16 protein-coding genes and 6 pseudogenes are annotated in these 21,994 nt (G+C 52.2%); 1 reads left to right on the top strand and 21 read right to left on the bottom strand.

Translation table 11 applies throughout. The annotated features are described in order from the left end of the window. The 18 genes and pseudogenes from QLQ85_RS15115 to QLQ85_RS15035 form a co-directional block, all read right to left on the bottom strand. A partial coding sequence (locus QLQ85_RS15115; RefSeq protein ID WP_282739757.1) for a polysaccharide biosynthesis tyrosine autokinase occupies window positions 1-1,450 on the bottom strand: 1,450 nt, incomplete at its 3' end. Window positions 1,451-1,459: 9 nt separating this feature from the next. After that, window positions 1,460-2,125 (bottom strand): annotated as a pseudogene (locus QLQ85_RS22920) (Wzz/FepE/Etk N-terminal domain-containing protein); the annotation flags it as partial. A 181-nt stretch (window positions 2,126-2,306) separates the two neighbouring features. Next, window positions 2,307-2,924: pseudogene (locus QLQ85_RS22885) on the bottom strand (DegT/DnrJ/EryC1/StrS family aminotransferase). Next, window positions 2,917-3,258: pseudogene (locus QLQ85_RS15105) on the bottom strand (sugar nucleotidyltransferase); the annotation flags it as partial. The pseudogenes QLQ85_RS15105 and QLQ85_RS22885, both read right to left, overlap by 8 nt. A gap of 104 nt (window positions 3,259-3,362) precedes the next feature. Beyond that, window positions 3,363-3,472, bottom strand: a pseudogene (locus QLQ85_RS15100) (IS200/IS605 family transposase); the annotation flags it as partial. A gap of 541 nt (window positions 3,473-4,013) precedes the next feature. Further along, a complete protein-coding gene (locus QLQ85_RS15095; RefSeq protein ID WP_282739752.1) occupies window positions 4,014-5,156 on the bottom strand; it encodes a glycosyltransferase family 4 protein in 1,143 nt (380 codons plus the stop codon). Next, a complete protein-coding gene (locus QLQ85_RS15090; RefSeq protein ID WP_282739751.1) occupies window positions 5,119-5,835 on the bottom strand; it encodes a hypothetical protein in 717 nt (238 codons plus the stop codon). The genes QLQ85_RS15095 and QLQ85_RS15090 overlap by 38 nt, the downstream gene beginning before the upstream one ends. A 13-nt stretch (window positions 5,836-5,848) precedes the next feature. Continuing rightward, the gene (locus QLQ85_RS15085; RefSeq protein WP_282739750.1) at window positions 5,849-6,727 is read right to left on the bottom strand and encodes a glycosyltransferase family protein; all 879 of its coding nucleotides are present in this window, start codon (window positions 6,725-6,727) and stop codon (window positions 5,849-5,851) included. Continuing rightward, window positions 6,711-7,730 (bottom strand): hypothetical protein, encoded by a 1,020-nt coding sequence (locus QLQ85_RS15080; protein WP_282739749.1) that lies wholly within the window; start codon window positions 7,728-7,730, stop codon window positions 6,711-6,713. The genes QLQ85_RS15085 and QLQ85_RS15080 overlap by 17 nt, the downstream gene beginning before the upstream one ends. 518 nt (window positions 7,731-8,248) lie before the next feature. Further along, complete coding sequence (locus QLQ85_RS15075) at window positions 8,249-8,947, bottom strand: hypothetical protein (protein ID WP_282739748.1); 699 nt, start codon at window positions 8,945-8,947, stop codon at window positions 8,249-8,251. 179 nt (window positions 8,948-9,126) lie between these two features. Further along, window positions 9,127-9,723, bottom strand: a pseudogene (locus QLQ85_RS15070) (IS1634 family transposase); the annotation flags it as partial. Between the two features lie 419 nt (window positions 9,724-10,142). Further along, a complete protein-coding gene (locus QLQ85_RS15065; protein WP_282739746.1) occupies window positions 10,143-11,099 on the bottom strand; it encodes a glycosyltransferase family 2 protein in 957 nt (318 codons plus the stop codon). 47 nt (window positions 11,100-11,146) lie between these two features. Then, window positions 11,147-11,695, bottom strand: coding sequence for a dTDP-4-dehydrorhamnose 3,5-epimerase (rfbC, locus tag QLQ85_RS15060; protein WP_282739745.1), 549 nt, complete (start codon window positions 11,693-11,695; stop codon window positions 11,147-11,149). Window positions 11,696-11,737: 42 nt separating this feature from the next. Then, on the bottom strand, window positions 11,738-13,054 hold the full coding sequence (locus tag QLQ85_RS15055) for an NAD(P)H-dependent oxidoreductase (RefSeq protein WP_282739744.1): 1,317 nt from the start codon (window positions 13,052-13,054) through the stop codon (window positions 11,738-11,740). A 93-nt stretch (window positions 13,055-13,147) separates the two neighbouring features. Continuing rightward, entirely contained in the window at window positions 13,148-13,924 is a 777-nt protein-coding gene (gene rfbF / locus QLQ85_RS15050; protein ID WP_282739743.1) for a glucose-1-phosphate cytidylyltransferase, read from the bottom strand. A 66-nt stretch (window positions 13,925-13,990) separates the two neighbouring features. Continuing rightward, window positions 13,991-15,037 (bottom strand): NAD-dependent epimerase/dehydratase family protein, encoded by a 1,047-nt coding sequence (locus QLQ85_RS15045; RefSeq protein WP_240569994.1) that lies wholly within the window; start codon window positions 15,035-15,037, stop codon window positions 13,991-13,993. 59 nt (window positions 15,038-15,096) lie between these two features. Continuing rightward, window positions 15,097-16,239: a phosphotransferase gene (locus QLQ85_RS15040; RefSeq protein WP_282739742.1), complete on the bottom strand. Its 1,143-nt coding sequence runs from the start codon at window positions 16,237-16,239 to the stop codon at window positions 15,097-15,099. After that, window positions 16,236-17,387 carry a hypothetical protein gene (locus QLQ85_RS15035; RefSeq protein WP_282739741.1) on the bottom strand — a complete coding sequence of 384 codons (1,152 nt, stop codon included), beginning with the start codon at window positions 17,385-17,387 and terminating at the stop codon, window positions 16,236-16,238. The genes QLQ85_RS15040 and QLQ85_RS15035 overlap by 4 nt, the downstream gene beginning before the upstream one ends. Window positions 17,388-17,601: 214 nt before the next feature. Here QLQ85_RS15035 and QLQ85_RS15030 point away from each other — a divergent pair. Continuing rightward, window positions 17,602-18,370, top strand: a pseudogene (locus QLQ85_RS15030) (IS630 family transposase); the annotation flags it as partial. Window positions 18,371-18,600: 230 nt separating this feature from the next. Here QLQ85_RS15030 and QLQ85_RS15025 read toward each other — a convergent pair. From QLQ85_RS15025 to nqrM, 3 genes are all read right to left on the bottom strand, one after another. Continuing rightward, window positions 18,601-19,548 carry a hypothetical protein gene (locus QLQ85_RS15025; protein WP_282739740.1) on the bottom strand — a complete coding sequence of 316 codons (948 nt, stop codon included), beginning with the start codon at window positions 19,546-19,548 and terminating at the stop codon, window positions 18,601-18,603. Window positions 19,549-20,272: 724 nt separating this feature from the next. Further along, on the bottom strand, window positions 20,273-21,664 hold the full coding sequence (sthA, locus tag QLQ85_RS15020) for a Si-specific NAD(P)(+) transhydrogenase (protein WP_282739739.1): 1,392 nt from the start codon (window positions 21,662-21,664) through the stop codon (window positions 20,273-20,275). Between the two features lie 61 nt (window positions 21,665-21,725). Then, complete coding sequence (gene nqrM / locus QLQ85_RS15015) at window positions 21,726-21,983, bottom strand: (Na+)-NQR maturation NqrM (protein ID WP_282721613.1); 258 nt, start codon at window positions 21,981-21,983, stop codon at window positions 21,726-21,728. Window positions 21,984-21,994: the final 11 nt, after the last annotated feature.

The raw sequence follows: 21,994 nt of genomic DNA, 5'->3' as shown, positions 1-21,994 counted from the left end.
CCACCAGCAGCGTGGTACCGCACTGCGCGCCGATCACCGCGGCATCCGTCACCGCCAGCACCGGCGGGGTGTCGACGATCACCAGGTCGTAACGCTCGCCCACCGCGTCGAGGAAATGGCTGAAGCCCGCGGTCATCAAGAGCTCCGACGGGTTGGGCGGCACCATGCCCCGGCCGACATAGTCGAGGCCGTCGATCCGACTGTGGCGGATCACCTCGTCGAGCCCCTGACGGCCACCCAGCAGTTCGGAGAGCCCGCCGTCGCTGCGCTCGCCGAAGGCATGGTGCAGGTGGCCCTTGCGCATGTCGGCATCCACCAGCAGCACCCGCTGCCCCGCCTGAGCGCAGATCGCGCCGAGGTTGACGGCGATGAAGCTCTTGCCGATGCCCGGGCCCGGGCCGGTGATCATCAGGCGGTTGTCACGCCCTTCCAGCATGGCGAAATGCAGACTGGTGCGCAGGCCGCGCAGCGCCTCGCTGGCCATATCGGTCGGCGCTCGCTCGGCCAGCACGTCGCTGACCACCTCGCGGGCCTGGCGCTCCCAGCGATGCTTGACCCGCCTCACCAGCTTCTTCTGCTCGTCGGAGAGCGGCACCGTGGCATAGACCGGCAGGCCGGCCTCCTCGAGCTGCTCGGGCACCTCCACCCCGCGGTTGAGCAACCCCCGCACCACCACGCCACTCATCGCCAGCATGCCGCCGAGCAGCGTGGCGAGCATCACGATCCGCGGCTTGCGGGGCTCGATCGGGGCGATGCCGACCTCCGCCTCATCGATGATGCGCACGTTGCCGATGGTGCCGGCACGCGCCACCTGCAGCTCCTGCATCCGGTTGAGCACGTTGACGTAGATGGCCTGGGTCACCTCCACGTCGCGCGTCCGCCGCACCACTTCCTGCTGCGCTTCAGGCAGGTCGTCGACCCGCGCATTGAGGGCGGCGCGCTCGGCCTCGAGATGGCGCTTCTGGCGCAGCAGCGACTGGTAGGCGGGGTGGTTGGGCGTGTAGCGCTGCGCCAGATCGGCCTCCCGGAACTCCAGTTCGTTGAGCTGGCTGTCGAGCGCGACGAACTGTTCGATGGCGGCCTGGGCCTCGGAGGTCAGGTCGACGCTGTGCTGGGCCGCGCGGTACTCGTTGAGGCTGTCCTCGGCCGCGCGGAGCTGCGTACGCAGCTCGGGGGCCTGCTCCTCGAGAAACGCCAGGCTTTGTTCGATCTCGGCCGACTGGCGCCGGACATTCTGGGTGAGGAAGGTCTCCGCCACGGCATCCAGCGAGCGCCGGATCTCGTCGCGATCGGGCCCGGTCAGGGTCAGGCGCAATATCCCGGTGCTCGTGCCACGCCCCACGCCCACTTCGGCCACGCTCAACCGGTCCCCCAGGTCGCGGATGGCCGAGGCACGCCTGTGCTTGACGAGGGTGAACTCGGTCCCCGCGGGGGCCTTGAGGGCGGCCACGCGCAGCTGAATATCCCCCTCAATGAAACGAGCCAGCTCGCCCACCTGTCCTTGGCCGATGGGTCTGCGCCCCTCGTCGCCTAGCCAGAGAGAGTAGCGACCATCTTTCCCAGCCTTGACAATCAGCGGAGTTCCGCGTAATCGGTCCGATACCTCCAGGCGACCGAGCTCTAGCCATTCGTCGCCCCAAACGACCGAATGAGGCTGCAGAATGCTTGGGAGACGGAGGCCGCCCTTCAAGGCATTGGGGAGAGAACTGGAAATATCGATACTGCCAGTGGCGAATGTTGGCCGCGGAATCCCATGCCGGTGAAGATAGCTACCAATGATTGGCAGGGCCTTTGGAACGACTTCCGTATCCAGCCCCATACGATCGACGACCTGCCCAAGTACCATGCGCGACTGCAGGATCTGCACCTCCGCCGCGGTGCTGCTCTCATGCTCCTCTCCCAGCATGCCGGCGGCCACGTCCTCGAGGGGGTTGACCGTGGCACGACGCTCCACTTGTACCAAGGCATCACCACGATAGATCGGCGTAGCGAGCATCGCATACACGGCTCCCACCGAAGCGAATATCAAGGTAATGAACAGGATTAACCATTTATGATCTAGCAGCAGACCGAAGAATCGTCCTAGATCGAGGTCCTCATAGTTTTTGACTACTATTCTGTTCATGATTACCACCATTCACATGGATCACTGAGACTTCGGAGTAGCAACGGAGTAGCAACCATGACGCAACATGTTTCTAAAACCACACGGGCAACTTTTCATCACTGCACTGAAAAATCTCAGACCTCAACATCAAGACCTTCTCGAGACACATTCCTTGATTACTTCGAAAACACGATCGACTTCACCCATGCTCAACCCGGGAAACACAGCACACTTCCCGAGACCTTCCTTGATATATCCCGCATCTCATCATCACCATTACTCGCAATATACAAAACTGACTCAAGAGATGGAAAAAATACCTCCGGGGAAAGAAGCCATACTCATCCAGGGCTTTCTTCACCCCCATAAGAGCAAGTTCGCTATCGAATAGAACCGGGAAGTAAACGTAGTTTCTTGTGCAGCAAGCGTTTTGACGTTGTAGCCTGACCCACCCTTCCAGAGATTGCCGGTATTTACTGTAGATCTCCTCACGAGCAGCAATAATATTGTCGATATCAACCAGAACACAAAGCCCCATGGCCGCTTGAAACTCATGCATCTTGCAGTTAATTCCAAGAGAAACGATACACGCATCCTCCGAGATCAAGGTATATCATCAACCTTACATGATCCAGGCTATCACGATGCTTAAATATATAGCCCCACCTTCAACGGTGTGGAAAAGTTTTGTGACGTGAAAGCTCAAGGTGGTGGCGTCACCACGCTGAAGGGTGCTACTGCCATTGTATTTGACACCAAAGGCATGTGCACCATCGTAGATCACTTTTAGGCCATGTCGCCGGGCAATACTGTCCATAAAATATATTATCACCAAGAACCAGGCAAGCTCTGTCGTTACCGATGAATGGCTCTCCAATGATGAATGCCTGTGCTAACCCATCCGGGCTTGGCTGAACGGCATAAGTGAAGTTTACCCCGAACTGACTTCCATCGCCTAGAAGTCTCTGGAAGCAATACTGCTCATCCGGGGTAGTAATGATCACAATACCCTGAATACCCGCCAGCATAAGCACAGACAATGGATAGTAGATCATCGGCTTATCGTAGATGGGAATTAGCTTTTTAGATATACCCATCGTGATTGGATAAAGCCGTGTCCCGGAACCTCACGCCAGAATAATGCCTTTCATGTTCATGCAAACTCCCTTCCTGAAACCCCCAATCCATCACGTTGATAGCTGCCATCCTGCACTCGCCAGCACCGGTCAAGGTTGTCAAGGAACTACTCAACTGTAAGGTGCTTGCGTATACCACCGAAAATCACTTTCTTTCGCTTTTTCGGGATGAAAGCAACATGATACCTGCAATTCCATATCGTATAAGCAGACTCTGGTACTCTCTCACTGGGAACTTCCTATCTCTTTGCCGAGATTGGAGGTTCCCTGTGACCGCATCACACGGTCAAACCTCGAGTAGTCCCCAGGCAAACCCGGGAGATTACCTTATTTATTTATTACATCTATGTCTCGCCCACAAGGCATCCTGGAAAAAGGAAGCAGAGAAGAATACTTTACGTAATCCAATCAGCGCCTGTCCATTCTGAAGAATAAATATTAATCAATTCCCGAAGGACATCACAATCTATCATATCCGAATCTCCATTCTACTGAATGGCTATTTACAACCTGTGGCAATGTCTCCTTATTGCTGGTCCATATGAACGTTTATCCACGACAAGATGCTAGAATACATAGAAATAAACTACAAACTGCAACACCCTGTAATTATGCTGATAAGGATCGATGTCTTGGATATAGAACAAATTCTTCAGTGCTGTCAAGACTATCTGGTACAATTACACCAACACGGGACTGGCGGTAACGTCAAGTTCATCCTGTAGACACCAAGGAATAGGACTCTGGCAGAAAGATTTAAGGGCGGATAATCACGGCAGACTTTTATAAAAAGCAACAAGTTCATTATTAATCACATTTCTATCAAACCGTCTTGCCCAACTCGGTCCATTTTCACCATGTTTTTTCAATATATCTGGATAATCCAGATAACGAATAATGGTTCTCTTCAAGGCATCCTTGTCCCCCACAGACACAACAGTTCCATTATAGTCATTCTTGACAGCATCACGACTACCTGTTCCGTTAGAAGTAATGACAGGCAACCCCAAATATGCAGCTTCAACTAAAGTGTTACCAAACCCCTCCCAGTGAGAAGGCATGCAGAAAAGATTCATTACCTTCATATATGCCGCCACATTATTTTGAAATCCCACATTAATGATATGGTCATGATTGCGGATCATATTCAGACACCACTCGGAAATAGGTTGCGCCTTTTCAAACCCTCCAACCAGAAGCAACTTTATATTAGGTCTCGATTGGGATATCTCTATGAAAGCAGACACCAGCTCTTCAACCCCTTTTCTCGGGATTATCCTGCCAACGAACCCAATGACAAAATCTTGCTGCTGAATGCCATATGATGCCTTGATTGTCTCGCAACTCGGTCCATGGCTTGCACCATCCCTCAATCTACCAAGAGAGACGCCACAACTACCCATTCCCAGCACGCGGGACTTGCTTTCCGAGAAAAACCCCGATGAAATTCCAAGATGACGAACACTGGGACTGACACATATGACGTGAGTAGCCAAATGGCATGTAATTCGCTCAATTAGAATTTGAATAGCGCGTGATAAACCGTGAAGGGATTCGTGCCTGAATCCATGCTGTGTGTAGATTCTGTATGGCACTCCGGACACCCAGGCTGCCAACATGCTTAGCAATGAAGCTTTAGGAGTTCCGGCATTTACTATGAAGGGTTTCTCTCTCATGAAAATAGATACAAGAGAAATCAGACATGTAACATCATTACCAATATCTATCTCCCTGCTGAATGGCACCTCTTTGAATTTTGTTTGTTCATTGGCAGAGATCTTTGATGATTTAGGACCACCCTTGCAAATCAGGATAGTATCAAACCCTGATGCTTGGGCGCACACGAAATGACCTTCCAGGAAGATGACACTACCATCACTTGTCACAGCTGTAATGATTTTTCTTTTGGCCATTTGATTTCACCAGATCGAGGATAATAGTATTTGTTTTCTCATTGGAGCTATCGCTTCCGTCATTGGAAAGAAAAATCATCCCTGACACGGAACGTAGACCCTTTATGGAAGAATATAGAAGCTCTAAAGACGCCATGGATTCTCTGATATTTAAATCGGATAGATTCCTTTTTCTCATTCTTTTAGCAAGGACAATCTCAGGCGGGGTTATGCAGACCAGAATATATAGAGATGGGTCTATATGTTTTATCGCATTGTCAATCAATCTGTAAAAGACCTTTAGAGACGGTTCCTTATCCGTAGAGTAGTAAATCAATGGCCAACCAATCTGAAAGATACCTTGCTCAACTACAGCTGGTGATGACTCATATCTGCATTTATTCAAAAAATCAAGTAAATGAGAGTAATTAATCAAAATAGACCAAACTATCAATTTGGATTTATACTCATTGGAAAATATCAGGGAACCCAATCCTATAAATTCTCGCGGGCTTCTGATTATGAATTTGAAGGTGGATATCATTTTTTTTATTATACGGAAAAAATTGACGTCACCACTTGAAAACTCTGCATAACTAATAACTTTGGAGGCTTCCGATCTCAAAAGTGATTCAAGTTTTAAAGATGAAAAGGTTTTACCGGAACCCGGCACTCCAATAAACTCAATGATGTAAGGCATAGCCGACCCACCTTCAATTATTGTGAAACTTTACCGGCGTGCTAAATAGCCAGAAGATTTTTATAAGAGAGTATTTTAGTAACCCGAGTTCTTTACGTTTTGATTTTCTTTTCCGGGAAAGAAAATCGGCTGTCTCGTTATTTTTCTTATCATGGCCTTTATCAGGAATGAATGAGTCCATGGCAAGGATTTGATGCATCAGATCGTTGCTGATGTTTGATGCGTAGTGAAATACGCGTACTCTCTTTAGCCATTTCTTTCTATTCAAGAATGGATCCGTATCATTCCAACGCTTCTCTAAGCCCAGAAACCTAACATTCGATTTAAACACAGCCTCCACCAGCGACACTTGATCATACTCAACACCGATACTGTTATAACTTTTGTTCCATTTGGAAAAGAAATGATCGACTGCTTCAGACTTCTTGAAAAGAATCACTCCACTGTTCCAGTGAGGAAGGTTAGAAACCAGTTCACCTCCTAAAATAGACACATCTCCTTTGCCCTTTCTTTCTTGAGGGTAGGGATTAACCCGCATCGCTACATCAAAGTGATCCAGGAGAAACTCACCGGTCGCAAGATCTTTCATTATCAGTGTATCTGAGTCCAGGAAGATCGCTTTCTGGTAAGAAGAATATTCATGCAAACGACTTTTTATATTTCTATTTTCTGTCGCATCAAGATCAATAAAGATGATCGTATCAAGATCTTCAGATAAGAAATCAATGTTATCGAGCAGCAGTTCCACATTAGTGATTACGGTAACTGGCATTGAAGGACTTACTGACTTCAAGGTCTTGATCGAGAGTAATGTCATTGCTAAATATGGCCGCCCCATGGCAACATATATCGCACCGAACCTTCTGTTAATGGTATTATTCTGTTTTTCCATCTTCTTTCCAACCATTTAAAGTCGTCACATAAAGCAGGCATGCCAAGGATAAGATTATCCAAGGTTGCATCCGGTCGATATCACTTGATGTAGAAGCAGATAGCAGGATGTAAATTAATGTTGCTAAAGGATAAATAGCGCCTATGCAAAAGGACTGAAATATTTTTACCATTAAGAACAGAATAATGGGAAAAATGCCAATCACACCAAAAGCGATAAAACCCCCTATCCAGAATGAATGTGGGTTGCCAAATGTTCCTAACCCGATCCCAAATAACATGTCAAGAACATCCATGCCATCTAGGTATGAACTCCACATCGATAGCCTACTGTTATTACCAATATTGACAGCCTTTAAAACCCTTAACGATTCGACTGAATCAGGAACAAATGGTAATCCAGCCACACCAAACATTGAGAAATAAAATATCAATGAGGAAAAAGCAAGAACTAAAACAGAAACCCATACTACAAATCGTGCGGGCAGTTTACTGAAATTTCTTACTAGATAAATAAAAAGCCCTATTGTTATAGAAACAACAGTTGCTATTAATGGCATTCTTGAACCGGCATAGACCATGGCAAGCAAGACACACAAGGAAGATGCCAGATAAAGAACCTTAGATAGTATTCCATTTTTTTCTATTATAAGAGACAACATAGTTAGCGTAAGGACAGATCCCAGCACTGTGGTCAATAATCTCGGGGAACTTTGTGTATCACCAACAGCAAAGCTCATCTCAGATGTTCTCGCCAATGAAAGTTCCTGTGAAGTGAATAATAAAAAAGCGACTGCCCCCATACATAATCCAGCAAAAGCTATTGCCGATAAAAGATTATTTTCCAGATCCTGGGGAGCATGGTCTTCTGAGAAGCCCAGAAGGAAAAGGCTGTAGACAAGGACAGATATTAAGCCAAAATATCTTTCTAGATATAAAGAATCAGCTAGCAAGTGCATGAATGACAGTGTTAACACTAAAAAAACCAAGATCCCGAATGGCATGTATATCCTTAGCACTCCCCGTGCAAAAATCTGATATGTGGCTCCGAGCAATGCTGAAAGAACAATAAACCATCCATAGTGCACTCCTGAGTAGATCCCGATTAGTTGAAAGCCTGACCCAAACAAGACCAGTGGGACCGAGTAGTAGACACTCTTTGATGTAACAACCAACGTAACAATAAAAGCGAATATTAAACTAAGTGGAATTGACACATAAGACAAGGCAGATACGACTGCAACCGGCATAAACATGTACGATAACTTCAATTCATTTTTCATAAAAACATTACCTAACATAATTTTCCTGACGAAATCAAGAACGAGGATTTCTCACCCATACTGATTAATAGGGGTCGACTACTAATCACCATGCCAATCATCTGCATTGCTCAAATTAAAGAAAAATTAGTCACATCTTGTATGTATAAACAATTACCGGGAAAATAGATCTTTGGTAAAGAATATGCAGAAGAATAAAAGTGCATGTGTAAAAAGCCTGAAAGATAGTTGCTGCACACTTATTTTATTAATACATTTACAGTTAGAGAGGATAGAAAATCAACAATCTGCTCAACAACGATATCGTCATTCATACTTGCATCGATGGTGACTGCGGGAAAATATCTTTCCTTCATGAGTAAGGTCAGATTTTCGCCCTTCTCTAAAAACTTCATGTTGAACCTTGATAATTCCTCATCCGTCTTTCCCTTGTGATATGATAGCAAAGCTCCACTTTTTGCAGCCCTATCTCGGATGCGGTTATTGATAAACGTCGGCGATGCAGCCAGGTTAATGACTGCACGCCTTCGCATAATAAAATCGAAATTGTCTGGACTGTCTATGGACATCTCACATAATTCATTTATGAAGTGTTGACTTAGCCCCTCATCGACAAGCACACCCCAATTAGCACTATGAATATTGAGATCATACAGAATTTTTATCGATTTCTTTTGGAGCACGCCAATATCATCCAACCGCGTTGCCGCCAGGGAGAGTAAATAGGCTCTAGATATACACACCCTTCTTGTTTGATCAAATTTTTGACGACTGGCATGGATAACAGATTTTTTTATTAAACATTTGATCAAGTAAGATTTACCTATTCCCGGGGGGCCTATCAAATCAACAACGAGTGGAACAGAATCGCATATTCTCCATCGATAAACACTGAAGCCGGCTCTATTATAGAAAATATTTGAGATCGTGTCTTTCATTGCATCTTTCTCATATATAAGTAATCAACATACGGCTAATGCACGATTTTAATCAGTCAACTCCCCAAACTTCCAATCACTATAGGGCCTGAAGGCAGCTAACCTATATGACATCCGGAGTTCGACAGTTAGAAGCGTAAACTACTGATTTACCTGAAAACGCGTTGTCAAAATTGGCCCTACAAGCGTGATGCGGTTGGTGCCGGCAGGCCGATGGCCTCGAAGAGGTCGCGTTGTTCAGGCTTCAGCTTGGTCAGGCCGCTCGCCGTCTCGCGACGGTGAAGCAGGACCTGGTGGAATTGGATCTTGCGGGCAATTTCCAGTGCCCGCGTCGGCGACAGCGGATGATCGCTGGCCTTGAGCCGAAGCCTCAGCACCCGGTAAAGCACCAGGGCGAGGAAGCAGATCAATGCATGGACGCGGATGCGATCCGGTAGACGGTGGTAGACCGGCGCGATCTCGATGTCGCTTTTCAGCACCCGGAAACCGCGCTCGATATCAGCCAGTGCCCGGTAGCGCTCCACGATCTCCTGCGGCTCATAATCGGCCATGTTGGTGACCAGCAGCAGCTTGCCATCCAGCATGCGGACGCGATCGAGTGCACGTTGATCCAACACGTAGTTGAACGTCTCGGCCGTCAGGTCGACCTTGAGAATATGGCCGAGGTAAGCGCCACTGACGGCCTTGTAGAACCTCGCCGTCACGCCGGCATCGGAAAGCTTTCTGCCGCGATAGCGGCGTCCGGCATCCTGATTGTCCAGCTTCTCGAACCACTGTTCTGGCCATCCCATGACCATTTCAGCCAATAGGTATGCCACGGACAAAACAAGTGAAACCAGGATTACCCAGACACAAGCTGCCCGGGGAAGGCCACGAAGGTTCGACCATTGGGCCTCAAACCGGTATCCGGCGGCTTCCCGCGTTAGGAGCTGTGCAAGCCCCCCCTACTAGCAGGGATAAGAAGGGAAGCAGCGCCATCATGAAAGCATATTGGCCGAATGCATTGGGTCCCAGATATCGGGCCAAGAGAAAGCTTGTCGCAAGTCCGAGAGGGATTGCAAGGATCCGGATGGCACCCACCGTCAGGAAACTCCTGACCAACTGATTTCGCAAGTTCATTGAGACTTTTTACCAGCAATTGATAAAGAGCATCCAGCATTAGTGGCACGATCAACAAAGCGACAGGGCAGTACACTCAAGGGAGAAGCTGATGCATCTCGACGCCGAGAGAATCGATGGAAGCATCGACCTGTTCGATCCCGGGGGAAAAGTACAGGCTCGATAGAGCTCCCTGAAATACGATCACGGCCTTACCAAACTGCCTGTTCCCCAACAGCTGACACAACAGACGGATCAGAGAAAAAAGCACCAGCGGAAAACGACGCCAGGGTTGATATTTCCTGGCGATGAAGAGTTTGTTGCGAATGAGGTTTCGGTAATAGCGAAGACGCATCGGATTGCGCTCAGAGGTAATTCTAATCGGACCGCCTTCCTGACGCAGGTGAAGCACCCGGCTATCGCCGACCAAGAACCCTGGTGCCTGCTGGCTGATTCTCAACGTGAACTCGGCGTCTTCTCCCCAGATGAACATGGAAGCGATGGGCAAGCCATAACACTCCAAGATGATGCGCGGGACAAGTATCGAAATAAAGCAGGCCCTATCTACGGCGACCAAGCGTTGGTCGAGTAGGACAGACCAGTCACGGTATCCGATCTGGTTCTTGATTCGGCTTGGCTCCGGCGTATTAGTGACGTACCCCGACTCTGTAAATGCCGAGGAGACCAGAAAGGAGTGCTCGATGCCCTTCTCGGCGAGTACAGCATCAGCTTCCAGGAGATGCTCCAAGGCCTCCGGTTCGGGCAGAACATCATCGTCCATCATCCAGACAAAGTCGGCTCCATTCTGGTACGCTAGACGAAAGCCCGCATTGAAACCACCAGCAGCCCCAATATTTCGTGAAATCGTATAAAGTTGCAGAGCTGGATAGTCGGAGTCGAGCAGCATTTCTTTGGTACCATCGTCACTTGCATTGTCAATGACAATAACATAATCACATGCACGGCTCTGTGAATAAACGGCGTCAAGGCAACGCTTGAGAAGTTCTTGACGATTGTATGTAAGAATGACAGCGGCCACCTTATCCCTGTCCATAGCCTCTCACTCATAATATTGACAATGGGGTATTGTTGACTCTTTACTCAGAAGAGCGAAGCGACACGATCCGACAACAAAGGCCAAGCCATATCCTTTTCGGAGATGACTGTCACTGGAGCTGGCCATCTGATTGCTAGTTCATTATCGTCATACCTCAGTCCATCCTCAGCCTGTGGTGCATAAGCAGCTGAAACTAGGTAGTTCACTTCCACATTATCACACAGTGTAATGAACGAATGGGCAAAACCTGGTGGAACATAGAGCTGACAACAGTTCTCCTCACTAAGTTCAAAGGCCTGATGCATTAGATAAGTAGGAGAATTTTCTCTAATATCCACTATGACATCAGATATACCTCCGCTGACACAACGCACGAGCTTTGCTTCGGCATGGGGTTTTCTCTGGTAATGCAAGCCTCTCAATGTGCCTTTTCTAGCAGAAAATGAAGTATTCTGTTGAACAAATTCGCTGACAATCCCATGCTTATCAAATTCCTCTTTGCACATCGTCCGTGCAAAAAACCCTCGCTCATCTCCATGTGGCTCCAAAGCAATCAGGTAAGCATCCTTGAGCCGTGTTTCGTGAAATATCATACCCCTCTCCTTAACATCATGGTGTAACTGTATTTCCTATCATCATAGAGGAAATAATTGTTCCTGCTCATCATAAAGCTCATCCACTAGGCGCCCTACAGGAATGTCCACATCCAGGAAGGTAAGAGGCGCATCTTTTTTCACGGGCCTTGCCATCGTGCAACCGAGTGCTAACCCGATGGGTAACAAGTTATCCCTTCTGATTTCACCAATGTTTTCGGCGATGCCATAGACCTCATATCCACCAAATTCAATGATCGTATCGCCCGGGAAGAGATCCTTCTTGGCCATTGCAATGACACCGACTCGCGGCCCTTGAAGCGGTGCCAGCACCGCATCCCGGAACAGTACGGCCCGGGCCACGGAGGTCGGCACCTCGAAATGGCAGAGGTGATAAGGCGTGTAGAAGCAGTAATGCGGGCCCCTGCCCAGCTTGTAGAGTTCGAGGTAGTGGCGCTGCCGAGGATCCTCGTGCCGCCCGAGAACGAAGATTCCCGGCCCAGGCCTGGCGCCCACCACATAATCCACGTACCGCGCCTCGGCAGACTCTAGGTAAGGCTCGAAGGCTTCGGCCGCTTGTTCGATGGTCACCAGGGGCGCCCCCGGGTCGCCGCCGGAAAAGTCCGGTCCGAGCATGCCCCGGCGTGCAACTCGCATCCCGGTACCATTGGCCACCACCGCTTGTTCGAAGGAGATCTTGGTGCCATCGGCGAAGGACGCAACCATCGCCGGTTTCTGACCCCAGCGCCTGGCGAAGGCCTCCTGGGTCGTGGGGTTGCGATGGGGATCATGTAGCCCCTTGATGTTGCCGCACAGAACCGGCGTGACCCCGAGCCCGCTGACGAAACGATACAGGTTCATCTGGACCCCGGGCTGATCACCGTCGGCGAAGGTGTAGATGACACCGGCCTCATCGGCCTTCGTCTTGAGGATGGGACCAATGGTGCCGTCCAGCTCAGCATTCATCTGGATCACGTCCTTGCCGCTCTCGATTGCCGTAAGCACTACCTGGGCGGCATGCTCCACAGAGCCGGTCACTTCGATCACCGCGTCCAGCCCTTCGGCACCGGCCAGGGCCACGGCATCCTCGGTGATCGCGGGCACCCCCGAGGCGATCGCCTCTTCGAGGGCCGCCCGCGTCTCACAGTGGCGTGCTTCCCTGTCTAGCTGGGCAAAGACGTCCCTGGCTGCCTGGATGTGACGATTGGCGACGGCACACAGACGCATGCCCGGCGTGGCCGTCATGATCTGCAAACCGATGCCACGGCCCTGAAAGCCGGCTCCGATCATGCCGACCCGAATGGGGTGACCGTCTGACTCGCGCTTGGCCAGCGCCTTATCCACTATGATCATGAGCATGCCGCGAGTCGGAAAGCCCCGAACTCGCTTCCTCCCTGCAGTTAGCTGATATGGAGGGGAACGGTGTAACGTGGTGTCGTCGGCCGGGCGGCGTCAATCCCGCCAGACCTTCCAGCGCGGGTCTTCCGACCAGGCCGCCTCGAGAACCATCTTGTCGCGCAGTGAATCCATGCTCTGCCAATAGCCATCATGATGGAAATACCCCAGCTTGCCGAGCTCAACCATTCGCTTCATGGGTGCGTTTTCCCACACAGTCTGATCATCGTCGATCAACTCGAACACCTCGGGCTCGCAAACGAAGAAACCGCCATTGATCAACCCCCCATCGGTGGGCCCCTTCTCCCTGAACCCCTTGATGCTATGACTGCTTTCGTTGACGCGCAGCGCGCCGTATCGGCCGGGCTGGACGACTGCGGTCAGGGTGCACCAGTTGCTCGAAGCCTGGTGGGCCGCGACCAAAGTGGTAATGTCGACATCGCTGAGTCCATCTCCATAAGTCAGGCAGAAGGGACCATCAGACAGGAGGTGTCGCGCACGCTTGAGGCGTCCTCCCGTCATGGCATCGGGGCCCGTATCCAGTACAGTGACCTTCCAGTCCTCGGCGATGCCCTCCAGCCACTTCACCTCCCCCGTACCGAGATCAATGGTGTAGTCACTGCGGCTACCTCGGTAGTTCAGGAAGTAGTTGCGAATATATTCCACCTTGTAGCCCCCAAGGATGATGAAGTCCTTCAGGCCGTGATTGGCGTACATCTTCATGATATGCCAGAGAATCGGCCGCCCACCGATTTCCACCATCGGCTTGGGGCGTATCGTCGTCTCTTCGCTCAGGCGAGTCCCGAAACCACCCGCAAAGATTACTACCTTCATGATGCTACCCTCCTGTCGTCAACGCGATGGGAGGACCGCGAACCCGGTCCCCTGCCCGTGCTTCGATCAAGGCCCCTTCCAGGTCAGATCTCGTGACAGACGTCCCTCTTCGATGTGTGCCTGCAATGCATTCAACCGCATGAGAGAAGACGCCCGGAAATCAGGATCCGCGAATCGCATCCGCCGAAGCCCCTCGACCAGACCGTCAATGGACTGTGCCAACGAGTTTCTTGGCTGGTGGTCGGGCGCCAATCGGGAGAACAGGTCGAAGTCCACCCGGTATGAACGATTGTCCTCGGCCGCCTCCTGATTGATACTTACCTCCGTTCCCGGTACTTGATCGGCAACGGCGAAGGCCAGCTCACGGACCTGATGGTTGCGGGCATTCGCGCCGACATTGATGCTCAGGACCCTGCCCCCATTGTCCGGGAGACGGAGCACCGCCCAGTCGATGGCCCTCGCCATGTCCACCACATCGATCAAGGGACGCCAAGGCGTGCCGTCACTGAGGACGCTGATGTGTCTCTGGGTGAGGGCACTGGCCACGAAGTCATTAAGGACCAGATCGAGCCTCAGCCGGTCGGACATGCCACAGGCCGTCGCGAAGCGCAGGCTGGTGATGACCATGTCGCCACCGATATTCGCCAGGCCCTGCTCGGCACCGACCTTCGAACGGGCATAGTCGGTAAGGGGAGCCAGCTCATCGGTCTCACGACGCGGCGCCCCGGCAGCGCAGCCGTAGATGCTGCAGCTCGAGGCAAAGACGAAGTTCCGAACGCCTGCTCGAGACGCCGCCCGAGCCAGGCGCAGCGTAGCCGCCTGGTTGATCGCCATCGTCTCCTCCGAGAAGCGGCTCCCCATGGGATCGTTGGAGACGGCGGCCAGCTGCACCACCGCGGTGTAGCCTTCCAATAGCCGCTCCGGCAGGAAACGAACGTCCCCGAAGTACTGACGATCCAGGCGAGACTCTGGCAGTTGCGACGCCCCGGTCAGACAGTGAGCAAAATAGGCGTTGTCATAGCCGTGGAGGATGGTGGATGGATGCCGTGCGGCCAATTCACGCACCACCCCTGGCCCCACGTATCCCATGTTTCCTATGATCAAGATTTTCATACTCCTTCCTCCTGGCTGCACCAGTTCATGCGTGGCGATAGCCGATGTGCCATCGCGAATCAGTGAAGTCCTTCTGTGACCCGATGCAGGTACCGAATACACTCCAGGAGAAAAGCATCACCATTGCCGGGTTTGAACTTTCGGCAATAAAAGATTGACGTGAAGTACACCGTATTCGCCACCAGTTTGTCGCGTCGAGACCACGTCGGATAGATACGTTCAATTAGCCTCTCATTGTGTTGCATAAGGTCGTCAAAACTCACGAAATCAACGGCATTAAGCGTCGCCCAAGCCAAGTCGAACCCCACCGGGTAATATCCGCAGCGGTCCCAGTCCCACACCCATCCATCTCTGCTGAAATTCACAGCCACTAGGTCCCCATGACTGATGACTCGTCGATCATCGACTGGTTTTTCTTCGACAAGGGCATGTAGCTCAGGATGAGCCTGGCTCGATAATCGACGCACCAGATGATGCAAGTAGCAGTGACCTTCGCGAAATGCCTGCACCGATGCATAGTCAAGGACCTCAGGATAGCGGATCCTTATATCGAAACACTCAAGGTTACTCAACTCGCGAAAGATGGTCACAATCGTCGCCAATTGATCGTCCTGGGAGAAATCCAAACACCCGGCTTCCACGACATCAAGATGCTCATAATATACGGCAGCAAGATGCTTCCCTTGGTGCATGTCGCGTATCCCTGGCGTCTTGATGAACTCACCATTCAGTTTCGGCACAAGGAATGTCATGAAAAATGACAGCCTCGAATAATCGTCTGAAGGCTTGAACAACACCTTCTCGAAGAGGCACTGCCCCTCCGTGTCCCATAACTGCCGATAGACATTCAGGGAATGCTCGCCCCATCCCTTGCCCATGAATCGACGCTTTAGGCCTGGCTTAAGGCATAGGTCCGGATCGTAAGCCTGACAGGCTTGCTCGAAGCGACCATGATCCTCGAGATGGCAGTAGAGCCGTGCCAGCCGCCATAGATCCCGACGCCCGGCCTTGCCACGCATGAGTGCACGATAGCTAACGAATGCTGGCCAATTGGCTCTGTAACGGAAGAAGGTCACCGTCTTAATCGTGGAGGGCAAAAAACCGAGGAAGCCACGGTTCACGAGGAAGAATACAGCGCCAAGGCCCTGCCGAATCAGTAGAAAGACAACCCGTCCAGGCGATATAATCGGCTCCATCATCATTGATTCTCTTGTCGACGAGCCCAGGGACTCAACAGTTTTTTTTTGGCCATCCGCCCGATGACCTGAGTTTTTTCCCTCCCCGGAAGGAGGACGAAGCGCACCAGATTGCCGAGAAGCCTTCGCCCAACAAGACCCGCCCGTACCGAGGATGGAGAGGGCAACAGGAGCCGTGCCTTGAGATTCCCTTTGACTCCGGGATCAAGTGGTTTCGTGTAGGAATAGCCATTGGGAATCATGAAGCCGCTAAGAATACTGCAAGCCGCCAAGGTATCCCTCATGGCTTGGGGCTTTAACCAGTCGAGTCCCATCTCCCGGACCAAACCATTCAACTGTTTGCTCCGTCTTCTCGTGACTCCACCCTCATGGATCAGGGCGTGATACCAAAGGCCAAAGAAGTGATCTTCGATAGTTGGTACATATAGATCGCCGGTGAATCGCCGGTTTGACAACATTCTTATCTGCCACTTGGTGTCAAAATAACCATCCCCCACCACCCTGACGTAAACGCTAAACTGCTTGCCGCCAACGACCAGAAGATACCTTTCCGCCCTACCTTTTTCTCTCTGCAGATTAGCGGCTGCCTTGAAGCGCGAAAGATCATCGCAGAGAAAGGTGATGGCATCGGCATCGAGAAATGCTGGCAGCCCCTCGAAGTCATACAGGACCAAGTAGTCGACACAGCGATTCATGACCGAGAAGAAGTGTGCCCAGTCGTACCAGCCATGACAGCCCTCAAGATCCTTGTCGAGGAGCTTCTTGACTCTTTCTATCCCACCCAGGGCCTTCTCGAGGTTGTCCACCCCGAGAATCAAGACACTCTGGTACAGGCACTCCCTCATGTTCGTGCTCGAGTGGACCTGGTATTTCTCATGGAACCAGGAGCGGAACTCCTCCTTCAACGAAATGACATCGGCATTGGCAGGCTCGACCAACTGGGACACGGACCTGACCCAAGTGTAACGAGGCGAAGTATCTTCTACCAGAACGAACCTGAAAGGAGGACGACCCACCTTGGCCAGCGCTCTGTCGGCGTTGCTGGGCGCATTCTTCTCGTAGAGGCGAGACAAGTCTTGCATAAGGTGTTCACTTTCCCATACCACCTCGTAGTCCCCCAAGATTCGGAAGCGCGCTTCCAGAGCCGATAGCATGTCGTCTTCTCTCCGACGCCCCCTTTCCCAGATGAGAAAACAGGCCAAGTCACCGGGCTTCCCACTACATCCCGAAACATCGCCCACGCAGCTACCCTCTCGACCAGAAACGGCACTGACACTTGTTTCAGCATCGTGAGTTGTTAGGAGATAAGTGACAGAACATAAGTTTTTATTCATAATGTCTCTCTTTTTCCGGCATCAGGACGTGCAGATGGGACACCGCTTTGTTCGCTCTCTCACCACCGTTGAGCAAGAGGCCTTGATGAAAGCATATCGGTACGCCGAAAAACCCGCTTTGCGCCGGCGTGCCCATGGCATCCTTCTCCGCCACAAGGGGCACCACTGAAGCAGGCGTTAAAAAAATCGGCCATAGCTTCAAACTCGCCCACCGGTCATTGGCAGGGCGACGCGATGAGACAGATTTCCGCAACATGCAAGGCCTGATGTCGACGTTCCAAACCTGGGAAGATGAGGTCAAAAAATAGCTCTACATCTTTGATTAATCATGATTTTCCCAATCATCTGCCGTGCCCTATGCATGGAGCCCGATAGGAACGCCGCTGGAGATGACCGCCTACTCTCACGGTCACCGGCTCAACGTACCGGATTTCTGAGTCGCCAAGGAAAGCTGATCTGTTAGACCACCAGCGAATCAGTGACGACAGAGACCGTGATCGCTGCCTTCGATCACTTCTTATCGCTCAGAAAGACCCGGATGCCTTCGCGGTCGTGGTGCTGGATAACGCCAGCATGCATCGGTCGGCGGCCTTCCAGCAAAAGCGCCCCGACTGGATGGTCCGGCGGGTCCATGTGGTCATCTGTCGGCCTACTCACCGAAGTTGAACCTGATTGAGATCCTCTGGCGCCAAGTCAAGTATGCCTGGTTGCCACTGACTGCCTACGAAAGCTTCGCAACATTATGCAGCGAGGTAAAGCGGATCCTATCAGACTACGAAAAGGAATATGCGATTAGTTTTGCAAAGGTACTTATATCGCTGGATGGCGGCCTGCTCGTCGCTGGACAGGCCAACGCTATCGAGTTCTGCCCGTTACTGGTTGAGCCGCTCTTCCGATTCGGTAAGTTGCCTTTTCAGCTCCGGCGCACTAACATCTCACTGCCCAAGTATTGCTAGCGCCTTGATTCTACCAGTGCACAGCCTCGAAGCAAGAATATTGAAGACATTGCATTTTTAATCTTTCAGTTGCAAACCTAACTTCCCCCAAGGGTTCGGCAGATGGATCTTACCAGTGAATAAAGGCTGCTAGAACGTAGCGCACGGACACTCTTCTTTCTTGAGCGAAGATAAATGGAACATAGTTTATGCAGCACCCTGTGGCGCCATAATCCCACACAACTCCCACTCTCAAGCGCTTCCATCATACCCACATCATGGCAATCTTTATGAGGAGAGCGTCTATTCTTCTTGAATTTTTTTAATTGAGACAAGGAAACAAACCGGATGCCATCAATCTGAAAATGCCAGTCAGGATTGGTAATCAATTCCTGCTTACTCAAGCAATGGTAAAAAAGATGACTATCTTGTGACTCGATCCCCGGCATTGAAAACTTCTCCTCACCAAGTGCCAGATAATCAATATCATCAGCCTTTCTCAAACCATATATCTCCAACACAATACTGGAGACCAGAACAACTTCATCGCACTTAAACTCGTTTATTCTCATGAATTCCCTGAAAGATTCAAGCCTAGCAGCGGTGCCTGAAAACCTGTCTGGCCGGGCATACTCCAGAAAATGCCTGGCATTAATATTCAGCAGCCAAAGAGCAAGCCGACTGGCCTCATCTTCCATGAGTATCGACCAGTTCCCTATGCTAGAAATGGATCCAGTGGGGTCCAGCTGTGCCAATGACACCGGTGTGATTATCTGCAGTTCCAGTGTTGCGGATTCTCGCGGCAGGACGATGCCGGCAAACCGCGCCAGGTTACTCCGGAACCGGGGTGTGAGTGCTATCCGCTCTTGATAGACTGCCTTGCCTGATAGCACCTCTTTCTCTACGTTCGGGAGAGGGGAAAGATCTTCCGAGAGAGAGCGAAGCGCCATATGGTAGGGGGCTTCAGGGGCTTGAAAGCATGAAAGTATACTGTGCTGATTTGCTTGATGACTCACATGCTGACTACGAGCAGTCTTTCCATGCATAGCGAATCTCTCTCGAATCTGTCAATGGCTATCTGAACTGACCCACTAGCGGCCAGTACTATTGGACCACTTCATCCTCATCTCGATAGACCAGGAGTTCTCGGCGAGAATTTGCCACCAGGCCGGGGGTTATGGGCTCGATATCCACCAAGTGGTCAATGTCCGGCGCGTCGGCCTGGTAATCGATGTGCCCTCCCGGCGCCATGGCACACCCGGTCAGGCTACCGGCCATGAGGAAGGGGAGTATCCAGGTGCGCCTGAGTAGAGGGGCCTTAACGGTATCCTTATCTCATGTCAAGGGCATGAGACGCTGACACTGTCGATCCATACCATGCTTCCTACGTCCAGACACGCTACCGCCCTGGAGTGCTTAAATGGCATTCCCCAAGGCCAGAAACCGCAACTTGTGCATACAAACTTCAAAGCAGCCATCACTCGGCAAATCAGGGATGGCTGCTACAAAAATACAAATTCAACATACACAAGATTACATACGAGTGGCCTTTCTGCGCACACCATTTTTCTCATGTTCCTGCTTAGCGGATATCATGTTTTATCAGCGGGAGATCGCTACGCATCGAAGCTCTGCAACAACAGGCAGCACCTGGTGTCTTGGGAAACTGGGCGGGAGGATAAGGTCAGCGCCACCAGCTACAGGCAGTAACGCATAAAAACGCCGGTCGAGGTCGACCGGCGCAGTATGAGAAACGTGGTTCTGGAACGTTTAGAAAACTCTATTGAGCCCGTTCTGGGCCGCCACCCGATAGGCCTCGGCCATGGTCGGATAGTTGAAGGTGGTGTTGACGAAGTACTTGAGTGAGTTGGCCTCGCCCTTCTGCTGCATGATCGCCTGGCCGATGTGGACGATTTCCGAGGCCTGGTCACCGAAGCAGTGGATCCCGTAGATCTCCAGGCTGTCCTGGTCGAAGAGGATCTTGAGCATGCCCACGGTGTCGCCGGTGATCTGGGCCCTCGCCGTATCCTTGAAGAAGGCCTGGGCCACCTCGTAGGGCACCTTCGCCTCGGTGAGTTCGCGCTCGTTGCGGCCGAAGGAGCTGATCTCGGGGATGGTGTAGATCCCGGTGGGCACCTCGGTGACGTAGCGGAAGTCGTCCTCCACCATCTCGCTGGAGGCATTGAGCCCCTGGTCGTAGGCGGCGCTGGCCAGGCTCGGCCAGCCGATCACGTCGCCGGCGGCGTAGATATGCGCGATGGCGGTACGGTAGTGCTCGTCGACCGAGAGCTGGCCGCGGCCATTGGCCTCCAGGCCGATGTTTTCCAGGCCCAACTGGTCGGTGTTGCCGGTACGACCGTTGGCCCACAGGAAGGCATCGGCACGCAGCCGCTTGCCCGACTTGAGGTGCACGGTGACACCGGACTCGTCGCCCTCGACCCGTTCGTACTCCTCGTTGTGGCGAATCAGCACCCCGTGCTTGCGCAAGTGGTAGGAGAGCGCGTCGGAGATCTCGTCGTCGAGGAAGGAGAGCAGGCTGTCGCGGTTGTTGATGAGGTCGACCTTGACCCCGAGCCCGGAGAAGATCGAGGCGTACTCGCAGCCGATCACCCCGGCGCCGAAGATGATCAGGGTGCGCGGCGTATGATTCAGGCTGAGAATGGTGTCGGAGCAGTAGATGCGCGGATGACGGAAGTCGATGTCGGCCGGCCGGTAGGGGCGCGAGCCGGTGGCGATGATGACCTTCCTGGCGACCAACTCCTCCATGCCCTCGTGGTCGTCGCGCACCAGCAGGGTGTGCTCGTCCTTGAAGCGGGCGACGCCGCTGAACAGATCGATGCGGTTGCGCGCATAGAAGTTGGTACGCATCGCCACCTGCTGGTCGATGGTGACGCGGGACCGCTCCATCACGCGGGGAAACGAGAACCAGCGCGGCTCGCCGATGTCGCGGAACATGCGGTTGGTGTTGAACTGCATGATCTGCTTGACCTGGTGACGCAACGCCTTCGACGGGATGGTGCCCCAGTGGGTGCAGTTGCCGCCCACGGTCGGTTGCTTCTCGACCACCGCCACACGCTTGCCGTGCTTGGCGGCATTGATCGCGGCGCTTTCCCCTGCAGGCCCGGTCCCGATCACCACCACGTCATAGTTATGGACTGCCATGGATTGTTGCGTCTCCTTGTTCCCTTGACTCTTGGTTGGAGGGCCGCCGGGCCAGCGGATATCATCGGCGAGTGGCGTCGTACCCGAGGTCGGCACCGCGGCTCTCGTCGCTGCGGCGGCGGGCGCTGCCCTGGCGCTTGCGACCCTCTTCCTCGCACACCTCGTCCTTGCCGCCGCAGATCTCGCAGCCCTCCTTGAGGCCGAGCTGGTTGAGACCGCCACAGGAGCCGGCGATCGGCTTGCGACCGAGGATCACCCCGATCGCCATGGCCGCCATGATCAGCAGCATGAAGCCCAGAACGATAAGCCAGATGGTCATGTGTGCTCTCC

This window comes from Halomonas kalidii, from assembly GCF_030010475.1.
GTDB classification, from domain to species: Bacteria; Pseudomonadota; Gammaproteobacteria; order Pseudomonadales; family Halomonadaceae; genus Halomonas; species Halomonas heilongjiangensis.
The sequence above is the reverse complement of the archived record's forward strand: the minus strand, read 5'-3'. Positions and strand labels throughout refer to the sequence as shown.